General features: G+C 36.1%; 12 protein-coding genes and 2 pseudogenes. 7 read left to right on the top strand and 7 right to left on the bottom strand.

The window, feature by feature from the left end:
- Nucleotides 1-154: 154 nt before the first annotated feature.
- Nucleotides 155-1,087 (bottom strand): UTP--glucose-1-phosphate uridylyltransferase GalU, encoded by a 933-nt coding sequence (galU, locus tag MSBR3_RS01525; RefSeq protein ID WP_155396647.1) that lies wholly within the window; start codon nt 1,085-1,087, stop codon nt 155-157.
- A gap of 282 nt (nt 1,088-1,369) precedes the next feature.
- A complete protein-coding gene (locus MSBR3_RS19815; protein ID WP_155396645.1) occupies nt 1,370-1,507 on the bottom strand; it encodes a hypothetical protein in 138 nt (45 codons plus the stop codon).
- A 373-nt stretch (nt 1,508-1,880) separates the two neighbouring features.
- Here MSBR3_RS19815 and MSBR3_RS21680 point away from each other — a divergent pair.
- The 3 genes and pseudogenes from MSBR3_RS21680 to MSBR3_RS01515 form a co-directional block, all read left to right on the top strand.
- A pseudogene (locus tag MSBR3_RS21680) lies at nt 1,881-2,240 on the top strand (PAS domain-containing protein); the annotation flags it as partial.
- Between the two features lie 90 nt (nt 2,241-2,330).
- Nucleotides 2,331-3,398, top strand: a complete 1,068-nt coding sequence (locus tag MSBR3_RS01520) for a histidine kinase dimerization/phosphoacceptor domain -containing protein (RefSeq protein ID WP_230627999.1) — start codon at nt 2,331-2,333, stop codon at nt 3,396-3,398.
- A 617-nt stretch (nt 3,399-4,015) separates the two neighbouring features.
- Nucleotides 4,016-4,993, top strand: coding sequence for a hypothetical protein (locus tag MSBR3_RS01515; RefSeq protein ID WP_048105950.1), 978 nt, complete (start codon nt 4,016-4,018; stop codon nt 4,991-4,993).
- A gap of 956 nt (nt 4,994-5,949) precedes the next feature.
- Here the strand turns inward: MSBR3_RS01515 and MSBR3_RS20820 are convergent.
- A pseudogene (locus MSBR3_RS20820) lies at nt 5,950-6,352 on the bottom strand (DUF4277 domain-containing protein); the annotation flags it as partial.
- 340 nt (nt 6,353-6,692) lie between these two features.
- On the opposite strand from MSBR3_RS20820, the gene MSBR3_RS21290 reads away from it, so the two are divergent.
- Together MSBR3_RS21290 and MSBR3_RS01510 are read left to right on the top strand one after the other, a co-directional pair.
- Nucleotides 6,693-6,818 (top strand): hypothetical protein, encoded by a 126-nt coding sequence (locus MSBR3_RS21290; RefSeq protein WP_268989103.1) that lies wholly within the window; start codon nt 6,693-6,695, stop codon nt 6,816-6,818.
- A gap of 136 nt (nt 6,819-6,954) precedes the next feature.
- The gene (locus MSBR3_RS01510) at nt 6,955-8,265 is read left to right on the top strand and encodes an MFS transporter (protein ID WP_048105948.1); all 1,311 of its coding nucleotides are present in this window, start codon (nt 6,955-6,957) and stop codon (nt 8,263-8,265) included.
- Between the two features lie 621 nt (nt 8,266-8,886).
- On the opposite strand, the gene nikR is transcribed toward MSBR3_RS01510, so the two are convergent.
- Nucleotides 8,887-9,303, bottom strand: a complete 417-nt coding sequence (gene nikR / locus MSBR3_RS01505; RefSeq protein WP_048109872.1) for a nickel-responsive transcriptional regulator NikR — start codon at nt 9,301-9,303, stop codon at nt 8,887-8,889.
- Nucleotides 9,304-9,561: 258 nt separating this feature from the next.
- On the opposite strand from nikR, the gene MSBR3_RS21285 reads away from it, so the two are divergent.
- Nucleotides 9,562-9,687, top strand: a complete 126-nt coding sequence (locus MSBR3_RS21285) for a hypothetical protein (protein WP_268989102.1) — start codon at nt 9,562-9,564, stop codon at nt 9,685-9,687.
- A gap of 60 nt (nt 9,688-9,747) precedes the next feature.
- On the opposite strand, the gene MSBR3_RS20815 is transcribed toward MSBR3_RS21285, so the two are convergent.
- Both MSBR3_RS20815 and MSBR3_RS01495 read right to left on the bottom strand, forming a co-directional pair.
- Complete coding sequence (locus tag MSBR3_RS20815) at nt 9,748-9,957, bottom strand: hypothetical protein (protein ID WP_048105946.1); 210 nt, start codon at nt 9,955-9,957, stop codon at nt 9,748-9,750.
- Nucleotides 9,958-10,016: 59 nt separating this feature from the next.
- A complete protein-coding gene (locus MSBR3_RS01495) occupies nt 10,017-10,949 on the bottom strand; it encodes an SAM-dependent methyltransferase (RefSeq protein ID WP_048105945.1) in 933 nt (310 codons plus the stop codon).
- 219 nt (nt 10,950-11,168) lie between these two features.
- Here MSBR3_RS01495 and MSBR3_RS01490 point away from each other — a divergent pair, with 219 nt between their 5' ends.
- The gene (locus MSBR3_RS01490) at nt 11,169-11,816 is read left to right on the top strand and encodes a TetR/AcrR family transcriptional regulator (protein WP_048109870.1); all 648 of its coding nucleotides are present in this window, start codon (nt 11,169-11,171) and stop codon (nt 11,814-11,816) included.
- Nucleotides 11,817-11,843: 27 nt separating this feature from the next.
- On the opposite strand, the gene MSBR3_RS01485 is transcribed toward MSBR3_RS01490, so the two are convergent.
- Nucleotides 11,844-13,100 carry a hypothetical protein gene (locus MSBR3_RS01485; RefSeq protein WP_048105944.1) on the bottom strand — a complete coding sequence of 419 codons (1,257 nt, stop codon included), beginning with the start codon at nt 13,098-13,100 and terminating at the stop codon, nt 11,844-11,846.
- Nucleotides 13,101-13,238: the final 138 nt, after the last annotated feature.

The following is a 13,238-nucleotide window of genomic DNA, read 5'->3' as shown; positions in this document are numbered from 1 at the left end:
TGTTCATCAACTGGAAATGTCTCAGTTTCAAAAGTTTTCTCAATCGAAAAGACTTCAAGGTAATGCCTGGATAACTTTATTTCATTATTTAATTTCTAATTCTTCGTTTAATTTTCCATCCTTCGCTGAAATTACCATACTTTCAAGCCCACTATTAAGTTGTGATCCTGTCAACCGACTGATCTTTTATAATATCAGCTTTTCCCTGTTCCGGACTCTCTGCGGCCTCAAGAATCTCCCTCAGATATTCGAGTACATCTTCCCTGAGGTTTTCGTTCTCAAGAGCAAAGTCCAGTATTGATTTTACGTACCCTAACCTGTCGCCTGTATCGAACCTTTTTCCTTTGAACCTGCAGGCATAGATAATCTGAGACCTGTTAAGAACCCGGATCCCATCAGTAAGCTGGATTTCATTTCCTACCCCTGTCCCGGCTTCTTTTATACAGTCAAATATTTCAGGAGTGAAAACATAGCGACCTATTGCTCCCAAATTTGAAGGAGCATTTTCAGGTGAGGGCTTTTCGACGATATCCTCAAGCATATAGAGAGAGTCAGAGAGTTCCTTTCCTTTTATAATTCCATAACTGCTCAGTTTTTCGTAAGGAACTTCTTCCACTGCGAGTGTGGATCTACCATACTTTTCAAAATTTTCAATGAGCTGGGCAGTGCAGGGCTTGTCATTCACAATAATATCATCTCCTAGAAGCACGGCAAAAGGTTCATCTCCAATATGGTTTTCTGCCCTGAGAACCGCATCTCCGAGCCCATTGGGCTCTTTCTGGCGAATGTAGTGAATATCAACAAGAGACGAAACGTCCCGGACAAGTTTTAGAAGTTCACTGTTGTGTTTTTTTGCAAGGTACATTTCGAGTTCAGGAGAATCGTCGAAATAGTCTTCAATTGCCCGTTTTCCCCTGCCTGTAATAATGATTATATCCTCAATTCCCGAGGCAATAGCTTCCTCTACAACGTAATGGATTACAGGCGTATCAATTATAGGGAGCATTTCTTTGGGCATGGATTTGGTAGCGGGTAGGAAACGAGTTCCAAGGCCTGCTGCAGGGATAAGTGCTTTTTTGACAGTCAATAAGGACACTCCAAAAAGATTTTGGAATAAGAGAATAACATATTTAATTATACGCGACTTAAATTATACTTACTTTATAATTAGTTTTTCTATTATGAGACCAAAGAATCAAAACAGAGGGTAAGTGTAAACCAGGATATTAGCTTTTCTTAGCAAATTAAGCTATTAATGTTCAAATTGCCAGATAAAAATTTAGAGAATCAAGAAAAGCCGGATGTTAAAGAAAAACAATGCCGGATTTAAAAAGAAAAAAGAGAACCAGAAATCCCTTTCTGGCAAGAATCATATGCATGCACTGAAATTCAGGCTGTCGGAATCAATATCCTTTTGGGCTTTAACTGCACATTCAATGCAAAGTTTTTGTCCTTTAATCTTTATTGCGTTCTCAACTTCTTTTCCGCAACTTTCACATTTTCCCATTTATTCACCTTTAAGTAATTTTTGAGTCCATTTGTAAATAGATGCTCTTATCGTATAATTGGTTTAGGAAAACATGTTTTTCCAGGTAGCTCGTTCATTCTTGGGTTGTTCCACAATTCCAATATTATAAGTCTCATTGCGATAATCCCAGTAATCTCTGATCACTTCTTTAATTTGGGAACTTTCATGCTTTCAAGGTAATAATAATATTTTTTGTATTATACTACTTTTTTAAAAGTTTAATTATTATTACAGATCGTAAATTTTTTATGAGATAAAGATAATTTAATAATGAAGTTCAATATTAAATATGAAAATTAGTTCTTTGTACTGTGAAAATATAAGTTATTATCCGCAGTAAAGGAGAATAATCATGGAGGGAGATTTCTACAAAGAAAATTTGGAGAAAATTGCAGAAAGATTTTTTTCTATAGCTGGCCAAACAGGACAACTAATTTTCGATGGTGATCCAAAGACAGGCAAAATTGAATGGTATGGGGCTATTGAGGAAATTACTGGCTATACACCAGAGGAATTTGATGCTATAGATTTACATCTGGTAGGCTGCAAAGAACTGATACATCATGAAGAAAGGGAAAGAGTATGGAGTGCTCTGGAGAATTCCTTGAGAACTGGAGAGAAATTTGAACAGAGATTTTGGTTCAAGAGAAAAAGCGATTATATTTATGTAGAACTCAGTTCAATTTTCCTGAAAGATGATGCCGATTATGTATATAGGGGTATTGGCCTATTCAAAAATATCACGGAAAAGGAGAATAGCCAGGAAAAACTCAAGATAAGTGAAGAAAATCTTCTCAGATATTTGCAGAATTTCAAAGGAATCGGATTTCAGCTGGACAGCAGCTTTAACTTTGTTTTATTGCATGGAGCTGTGAAAGAGATTACCGGCTATGAAGATAAAGATTTTTTTTCAGGAAAAGTTCAATTACCTCAACTTGTGGACTTCAAAGATCGAAGCAATTTTCTTGAAAATAGAAGAAAATTAAGTACAGAATTAAACGATCTAGTTGAGCAGGAATACAGAATTCTGAACAGGAATGGAAATACAATTTGGGTTTTTGAGTCTATTCAGGTTGTACGTAATATAGATAAAGCATATCGGCTTTATCAGGGTTTTATTCAAGATATTACTGAGAAAAAAATTGCAATGGAGACTCTTGAGAGAACTGAAAAACTCCGCAAAAAAGAGATTCACCATAGAATCAAGAACAATCTGCAGGTAATATCAAGTCTCTTGGATTTAGAATGTGAAAATTTACTCTCCGCCGGTATCCCTGAGCGTAAAAGAATTGTTGAAGCCTTTCGAGAAAGCAACAATCGGATCTTATCAATGTCCGTTATACATGAAGAATTATATAACTCAAAAAATGTGGAGACAATTAATTTTACTTCTTATTTGAAGAAATTAACAGATGATCTTTTTAAGTCATATAAAGTAGGGAATTCTGAGATCAAATTGTGCCTTGATGTGGATGATTTCTTCTTTGAAATGGACTGTGCAATCCCTTTAGGTATTATTGTTAATGAACTGATTTCTAATTCCTTAAAACATGCATTTCCAAGCAGAAATGGAGAAATCCGTGTAGAATTTCACAGAGATAATAATTGTAAGAACGAAATTTCAAGCGATATTATAGCTGGTAATAATATACAAAATTCTTGTCACTATAAATATTCTACACTTATTATAGAAGATAATGGAATTGGTTTTCCTGAATCTGTCGACTTTAAAAACAACAATTCACTGGGATTGCAGCTAGTAAACATTCTTGTGGAGCAAATCGGTGGTGATATAGAGCTTGAAAATAAGTTAGGAACCAGATTTAAGATACTGATCCCCAATTCTAAATCGACAGAAAAACAAAATTAACTATAGAAATTCTGGTATGGAGATCAAACCTAGATATTTGTAGATCTTTTGATCTTACATTGTGCAACGAATAACCCTTAAGTCCGACTTTCCGCAGATGTTCTCAAAAAAACAACAATTTTCCTGCTATCAGTTTTGTATTTCTACTCTTCGCTATTTCAAGTTGGTAATTCACATTCATCTCCTAAGTGTAAAAGTAACATGTCTAATATTTAAAAACATTTTTAGTTGAAAATCACACTCAAGCTTGATGTTTTTCTTCTTGACCTAGCTACTTTCTAACTTAGCAATCACTTCAACCCACACAAAACAGCGAAGAGCCAGAATTTCTCAAAAATTTCCTGTTATTATCTCAACTGAAATTTTGGAAAATCTAGCTGAAAAAAGGTATAGAAGTAATTTGTTAGAATCAGAGGTTTATGAAGTCTTTTATAATTATTTTATATTTCAAGCGCATAAATTTTGGTGTAATCAGTATCAGGTCATAGGGGCTCAGCGACTGAAAATTACAAGATAAAGGAAATTTTCAAACCTGGGAAGGTAAGTCAGATGCGCCGCTTTGCTAGGTTAAATCAACAGCTTACTGACATAACCTGATATCTAAGTTGGTGATAATCATGAAGATAATCAAACGTGATACATTGTGGGAAACTTACTATTCTTACTACAGAAATGTTGCAAGCCCCTTCAGGAAACCAATTCTTTTCAAATGGCTATATAACAATTATATAACTCTACACCTTTCTTGTGTGGGTTCATGTTATATCCCAAAGCTTGCTGATTTAAAGACATGTCTAGCCTTAATAGACGTAGCGGTTGATGATTCCTGTGATTATACGTCTCTAATAAAAAAATCAGGCGGAGATGAATTTAGCTACGAGATGCTAAGCATGCTCTATAATACTGATAAGGTTGCGTCTGGAATATATATATCAACGTGTTCCAATCTAAGTAACAATGTATATGTAGAAACAACGTTTGATATTTTTTCTGACTTAATAAGAACTCATATATCGTCCCTTCCAAAGTATGATTATTTCAAAGGTGAATTTTTCCTGGCAATTAGAAATGTTGCAGAGTCAATGGAGTTTTCATATATTTTGAATAAGAATAAAATTGTATACCCCTTCTCTTTTGTTGTCCAGAGCAAGGCTGCTTCCACGATGGTTGTTGTACACTCCATACTGGATCTGATGTGTTCTGAAGACTTTGAAGCTTCTGATCTTGGAAACGCGATTGTCCTTTTCAAAATGGCAGATGTTGTAGCTATGCTGGATAATGCCGTTTATACATGGAAGAGGGAGATACTTGAAAGAGATTACAGCAGTCCGGTAATTTCGTTAGCTCTTGAAAAAAGGCTTGTTAAGTTTAGCGATTTTGAGACGTCTAGCGTAGAGAACATAGAAGAAAATCTATTACCTTTGTCCGAAATGATAGCTGACGAGCTCAATAAAATTTTATTATCAATGGAAGAATTTGTGGAAAATTATGAAATAAAGAGCTTCGATGCCTTAAGGTTTATCAACAACTATAAAACTTATATTTTTGAGAACCAAAGAAAAAACAAGCAGATCAAGAGTATAGTAGATTTATAACTTGAAGTCTTATAATACTACCTGAGTTCATCAGTTTGATTTTTATGTTGAAAGATTGTTTTCATATTCATTGGAATAATAAATTATTATTCAAACAAATTTTTGTGATTTAGTTTGACAGATGATTCTCTTTCTCTTGATAGATACTTTTATGATTTGTGCTCTAACCTACTTTCCACACTATTTTTCTCATACATAATATTTTCTTATTTTTTCCCACCAATCTCAGCACTTTAATTGTTTCCTCAGCCAGATTTTAATACTTTCTTTATCCTTTTCCTTATAACCTTAGTTTGACAGTACGAAATAAATTTACTGACGAGCTTCAATTTTTTGTCAAAAATCAATTGACAGTGTTCATAAATTTCGTAAAATTAACTCTGATTTTCCAGCTTCACAATTACTATAAGGTAAACTTATAGAGATTTTTCGTCCTATTTTATCACTTTTAGCACCTAACTTTTTAGATAGTGAGCCTATCCCAAAACTTTGAATTTTGAATACTCGCTTTGATTTCCAACATGAAAATAGTATAATAGATTTGGGATAGATTTTGGGAATGAAATTTGTTTTGGGATGAGCTCAGTATCTAGATTTTATCTGAGATTCACGCTATCTGTCAAATTCTATACCAATAATTTGGTCAAAAATCATAAAAGCATCTATCAAGAGAAAGAGAATCATCTGTCAAATAGAATCGTAAAAAATTGGCAAAAATTGTTGAAATAATATTACTTATCATTCCAACGGATATGAAAAACAATCTTCCCACATAAAAATCAGACTGTTAAACTAAGATTATAAATTTCGATCATTAGTTTTGTTATTCTCCTGAACAGGAAGAATACCCATTTTCATTTTTGGAGTCTATGTTTTCTTCTTAACCTGATTTCTAATAGCTTCTTTTGCTTCTTCCAATCCTGTTCTAAGTTTCCATTTAGCTATTGAATACAAAGTAAACATAGAACCAATAGAGGAATTCCTTTGTGATCAGTAGCCATAGAAATGAAAAAACAAAGTAAGTTTACTCTCTTGTCTTTAGGATGACCATAAGTAATGTTGATAGTTTTTCCGTTATCATCGTGGTTATCGTCACCACAAACACTGAAATTTGTAGTATCAGAATAGCAAAAAGGAGATTAATAGGAACGGGTTTCATAGCTTGCAGAGATATATGGTTGAAAAGTTCAGTTTTTCCGTGTTACTGGATTTTGTCCAGAGTTTTCCTAAAAAAATCATCGTTAGGGTGTTCTGGAAAAACACCTTCGCCCAATAACCTTTCAGTGTGTAAGTTTTCAAAAAAAGCGGGAATAGGTAAAGACAACATTCAGTAAACCCTAAACCGTTAATGCACATTGCATTAAAACTGATAATTAAGGCTTTCTGTTACTCAGGTAGATATTAGCATCGATTTCATATCGGAATAACTTCTTTCTTTTTTAATCTGAGCTTTTCCAGACAGTGTTTCCATATATTCGAAAGTTGAGTATGAAAAACGCTCTGATATCTTGTTATCTTTACTTACATGATGGTTTCGAAAGTTTTATAATGGTTATATCTTATGTATCTTTTCAACATAATAATAAAGAAATTATTAATAATTAATTCTATTAAATCTGTACTTTATGCTATAAAATCGTTCTTAAAAAGATAAACGATGGAAAAGACTTGTATGTGAAAAATCGGTAACGGGAGTGGAATGAGATATGTCATACTATCAGCAGCAGGCCTCAGTTTCCTGGGCTCTGGGGTGCAACCGCCTACTTCGGAATGGGGTTCCATGCTGAATGAAGGAAAAACATACATCCGGTCTGCCCCCACGTAATGATCTTTCCAGGACTTTCTATCATGCTTACGGTCCTGGTATTCAACTACCTTGGAGACGAATTAAGAGACCTGCTTGACCCTAGAGAAAGGAGAAACATCGACTGAAAACTGTATATTTCTTCAGAGCAGTTACCATGAAAAAACACTCATCACTTAACAGCAGATTTGTTTTAAACACGACAATCAGTGCAGTTGCCGGATACAGAGCAAGACTAAACAGTTTCAGTCTAAATGCGTATCTGTTCTTAGGTTACATTTTTCTTATCTCTTTGAGCCTGGGAATCTACGAAGTAATCTTCAATCTATATATCTTAAGGCTCGGGTTCAGGGAGGACTTCCTGGGACTCATGCTCTCACTTGTTTCCATATCTACCGGCCTGTTTGCAATTCCTTCGGCCATGTTTTGCGATAGAGCAGGCCGAAAGAACACATTGTTATTGTCCTGCCTTCTTCTTCTGTTTTCCTTCGCAGTCCTGTACACCACCACTTCAACATTCCTGCTGGCTTTATTTAGCATTCTCTACGGGGTATCCTCGTCGCTAAAAATAGTTACAGCATCTACATTCATGGTTGAAAATTCCACAAGTTATGAAAGAATGCACCTGTTTTCGATGTACTATCTGTTATACACCATAGGCATCATGATAGGAAACTTTGCAGGTGGTACTCTACCGCAGGTCTTCACCAGCTCACTCAAGATCGACCCCACAGGACCAGCGGCTTACCAGCTCTCACTATATGCATCTTTAGCTGCTGTATTGATTTCCCTGCTACCCCTGATATTCATAAAGAACAAAAAATCCACCCTTCCAGGAAGGCCAGCTCTGTTTTCTACCCTTGTTTCAACTCTAAGGTCAGAAACAATCCGAAAACTGATTCTGGTGAACGGACTTATAGGTATGGGATGGGGGCTGGCTCTCCCTTATTTTAATGTTTATTTTGATATTGTTCTTGGAGCAAGCTCCAGGCAGATAGGTTTCATCTTTTCCCTTTCCCAGGTGGTCATGATGTTCACCTTATTATTTGTTCCTATACTTACTGAATGGTTAGGAAAGGTGAAGGTTGTAGCCCTGGTTCAGCTCTCTTCAATCCCGTTTCTTATGCTCTTCACATCTACATCCGTACTTACAATAGCTGCCTTCGGATACATCATGCGGTCAGCTATAATGAACATGTCAAACCCTATTTTAAGTAGTTTCAACATGGAGGTGGTCAGTGAAGACCAGAGGGCAACTGTAAACAGCCTGATATGGATGAGCTGCTATACATGTGTCGGACTGAGCACCTATGCAGGTGGTTTGATGATGTCTCACAGCTACTATAGTCTTCCTTTCCTTCTTACCTGTGTTTTATATGTAGTTGCAACCGTACTTTATTACTTGTTCTTTGAAAAGATGGAGAAAGAGCAAAAAAACTTAGGTGTATCAATCTATCAATCTGATTGAAATCGGAGAAAACAAAAATAGAAAAATTGCCTGAAAAGCCACATTTTTGAATATTTACAAATAGTGCAGAAATAATTGCCGTAACTGGTGTTCAAGCTGTAAGTAAAATTAGTTAACTGAACACAGATGATCTGCGATATTTTTTATTCGAAGCTTCACGCAAAATTAGTTAATCGAGTACAGGTGAACTGTAGTATCCTTTATTTTTAAAACATCAGGCCTTATACTAGTCGTTTTTTTCTCATTGACTTCATATTTTTAATTACGGTAAAAGTTAAGGTATTTTTTCCTGAACGTTAACCAAAGCGAGGTAATACAATTTGTTAATATAATAACATCAAATGATATGAAAATAAAGAAAAGTGTTAAATATAAGTTCACCATATTCATCTATGTCTAAGCGAACAGACAAAAACAAAAAAGCCTCCTAAATTTGTGAGTTGAACGCATAACTCCTGAGTTCTTCACCTGTGTGTGCAGCAAGTTGGGAATTTCAGGTGTTTTTGCGTTCAAGTTATAATTCAAAATTTCTCGTTTTACTCATGTGTTAGTAGTTTAAAATTTATCAAGGGTAGAGCTTCTTAAAAGTATATTGCTTGTAAGGATACATTTATGAGTGTATTATTTATTTAATGATATAGTTGTAAGTTTTGAGAATTTAACTCCTTTTAACGCTATTATGGATTCAGCAAGTTCTGCAATATCTTCACCTTTTCCATTGAAAAAAATTAGTTCAAAACAATTTTCGCGATCAAGGTAAACACACACTGAGGATCTTATCAGGTGTGAATAATTGTGCTGAGTGTTTGTTAAAATGTTTGAAAGTCCTTTTTTTGTATTGTCATAGATAACTGCAATTGTTCCTATACGGTCGCCTTTTACGTCATTTATCCATTCGTAATGGAAAATATAACTTTTGATAGCGTCTCTCATGCCTTCCGACCGGGAAGGATAACCTCTTTTCTCAATGATTTCATCGAATTTACTCAAAAGATTATCTGGAAGAGAAACCCCTATCCTCATAAGTTCTGTTTCTATTATATCACCCACCAGACAGTTTAACTTTGATCATAGATAACACATTATTTATTGCAGTTATTACTATATATGCTTTTTTCACTTAAAGATTAATATAAAATAGAGAGATTATTTAAGAAATTATAATTAAAGGGTGCTTTAGTAATAGAAAACAAGCAAGAAATAGAATAACACAGCTATTTTTGTGTAAAAGTGATCTTTTGCAAAGCAAATTGACATAAAGGTATAGATAGCCCATGGAGCCGATAACTCAGCTGATTGTCCAGAACGATCTCTCCAGGCATCATAAGCACCGAGACCGGAAGCCGCTATTCATCGTGGAGCTTATTATATGCCGCCTCAGCAGCCGGTGTGACGCCTGGGTACGGATTCCTTTTCAGTTAAGCCTATCAGGTTCGCCCAGGTAGGGAAAAAACAACCGAGTGAAGACAATGGTTGTGAGAATCAATGAAAGCAGGAAGTAGAACCCGGTTTCAGATCGTGAATTTTCGCATCAGGATAAGCTTTAAGGAGACTTCTATCGCCAACGGCTACAATATGACCTTCCTTGATAACTACGGCTTCCACGTATTTTTGCTCGGAGTCCATAGTAAGTATCTGCCCACCCGTGAATACAATCATCGAATCGTTCTTTGCGTCAATATTACTTTTCATAACAGATCTTCTAAAAGTCTCATTTTCTACTGTCTACTATTACTTGGCGATAGCTGATTTTATTCCACTATTGCACTAACGAAATATGACAGGCAGCATACTGGGCGGCCTTCATTGATTCCCTTGAAATAGGCTTTTTTATAATCATCACTGGTAACATTGCAAACCTGAGAAAAACCACGCTGAATAATGAATGTTTCCAACATTCCGTCCTTGACGCCGAACTTATAAGGCTCACCCTGCTGTGCCATGTCTTTTTTAGCAGTCATTATTGCAATCTGGTCGCATGCCGTACACTTCACGCCACAAATTCCGTTTGTTCTATCAATACTGGATTCATAGACATAATCGAAAATAATTGCACTCCCGAAACCCGAATTTTTTGCAATAAAACAAAGCATCTCATCTATGGTTTTTGGCTGAAGGTAGTAAATGAGCCCTTCCATGATAAAAACGGTCTTTTGCGACCTTTCGTATCCATGTTCTAACAGTTGATGACTGAAATCTTCGCTCTCAAAATCAACCGAAACATATTCTACGTGATTCGGGAGTGAGCCGAAGATATCTTTGATTTTTTCGATTTTTATGCTTTGAGTCTCAGGATGGTCAACTTCAAAAACCCTAACCTTACTGAGTCCTTCGATTCTGTATGCCCGAGTATCGTACCCTGCACCCAGAATGACAAGCTGTTCAAGCCCTTCATTAATAAACTTTTTAATAAGGTCATCAAAATATCTGACTCTTGCTGAAAGTGAGTTGTGTACTCCAGGGAATGGAGTTTTAGAAGGATCATGAGCTGCCATTTCCAAAAACGTCAAGTATTGCTGACTAAGAAAGCGGACGGCAAATGGGTCATAACAGATGCGTTCGCCCTCTGGCTTGAGCGATTCAAGAGCTCTGACGAATGCTACGTTCTCGGCAGTAACGCTTGACCCTTTTCTCTTTCCGCTAGCCTCAAGAATTCTGTTTTCCGTATTGTCCGACTTTTCCATGGAAATCCAGCCTCTTACATATGTTTATGTTTTTCTTGCTTCTTTTTGGTTATCCCGGTTTTATCCAAACTCTAACTTTTTCCTTCATAGCTGACAGGGATTTACAATAGTAATAATACTTTATAGTAATTAAAGTTACTGGTAAGTAACTTTAGTATTTTATTGGTAAGTTATATATAAATTGACACCAAAACGTGAAAGGGTGATTGTTTGTCAAAGATGCTTCCGGAATACAGAGAAGAAGCAAAAAAGAGAATTGTTGAAGCAGGACTGGAGGTAATGTATGAGAAAGGATACTGCAATGCTACAATGGAAGATATCGCCAGTAGACTTAATGTCAGCAAACCCGCTCTCTACCGATACTTTAAAAACAAGGATGAACTCGTCATAGAAAGTGCAAATTATCTGCAGACACAATACCGTAATATAAAAACAGACTGTAATTCTAACGTCTGTCCGGTTGATGCCTGGATAGAAATCTTCGATCAGATAATGTCACCTGATATTAAAATACATGCGTTATATTTCGAGATTCTAGGGATGACAGTACACAAACCTGAGGTCGGGAAAAGATCAATTGAAGGCATGAAGCATGGTCTTGACCAGCCAACTCATGAAATTGAAGAACAACAGCAGAAAGGCCTTATTCCGTCCGAGACCGATCCGCATACCCTTGCAGTTGCTCTTGTGTCAATGTTTAACGGAATGCGAGTTCTTATCCTTCTTGGTATTGATTGGAAAGAAGTCCGCTCTCGATGGATCGAAATAGTCCGAAATTTATTTGGAATAACTCAAAAAGGAGAGCAGGTAGAGTGCCCCAGGGATTGTAAAAGATTTGAGGCTTGCAACACTACACCAGAAGCATGAATGTAATCTTCTCAAGAAAAGTTCCCTTTAAGTATAGTAGCCCCATTGGAAAACTCCCCTGAAGATATCGCAAATGTAATGTCTTATCTGGGCAGAGAAGCCGTCTGATGTATTACCAGATTCAGTATCGTCTCTATTTTCAGGTTCAGTATCTTCACAGTTCTCAGATTCAGTATCTTCCCAATTATCAGGTTCAGTATTTTTTCCACCTTCATGTCCAGTATCCTCTTTATCACTTTCCAACTTAACTAACCATGCGTTTCCATTTTTAACGCCTGCAGCTACATATCCACTGTCTGAAGTCTGTTGAATGGAATATAGCGTGCAATTTGAAAATGTTTTTATCCACTCCTGGTTACCTTCACTATCTGTCTTAAGTATGAAAGCAGCGCCTTCAGTCTCAGATGAACAGGATTCGGTATATTTTCCAGCTAGTACGTAACTATTATCAGAAGTCACGGACAAAGAAAAAGCAGAATCATCCAGCGGTCCACCAAAGGTTTTATTCCACTGCTCTTGACCATGCTCGCTAGTTTTGATAAGCCATATATCGGAATTTGTATTTGTCTCATTGAGATTAATTGAGCTGGCAATTACATATCCACCATCTGGTGCCTGCTTAACAGAAGTTAAAAATGGGTCTAGAGTTTCAGAACTATTCTTTTGACCAAAAGTGATATTCCACTGCTGGTTACCATTTAAATCATATTTAGTTAATCTGATATCATTATCAACCAGAAGCAAATCGTATTGGCATTCAATTTCATGCTGAATTGTATCCCCAACTATATATCCTCCATCAAAGGTGCGTTCAACCATATACTGAAGGTAATCCCAGTGAGTAATATTATCAGACACTTTATTCCACATCTCATTTCCTTTTTTGTCAGTTTTGATCAACCAGGGTTCAGCATAACCAGAGGGAAATGTGTAACCTGATAACGCATAACTCCCATCTGAGGTCTGTCGGGTGAAGTATCCTTCATCAAAATAAGTTCCCCCGTAAGTTTTATTCCACTGCATATTCCCACTTTTATCAACCTTTATAAGCCAGGCATCTGGATAACCTTCTGTACCATTACCGTATGAAGCTGTTGAACCCGCCACTATATACCCACCGTCTGAAGTCTGCTGAATACACCAGGCACTATCTTCACCATTTCCACCAAAAGATCTGTTCCATTGTTCCACAGGTTCTTCTATAGCTGCTACATTTGATACCTGTAAAAACAGAACTAAAAAAAGAAAAATTTGAAAAGTTTTGGACTCAATATTTTTGACCATTGTGTCACCCCCAAAAACAGACTTTAACAGTTAAGTCATAATCTTACGCTGAATATTTAAAGAGTAGCCTTAAAATATGAATATTAAGGGTTATTAATAGATAAAGTAATAAAATATATCCATAGATTTGTTCGCCCT

Source organism: Methanosarcina barkeri 3, assembly GCF_000970305.1.
Classification (GTDB): Archaea; Halobacteriota; Methanosarcinia; order Methanosarcinales; family Methanosarcinaceae; genus Methanosarcina; species Methanosarcina barkeri_A.
Note: the sequence above shows the minus strand (reverse complement) of the source record. Positions and strands in the feature narration are given on the sequence as shown.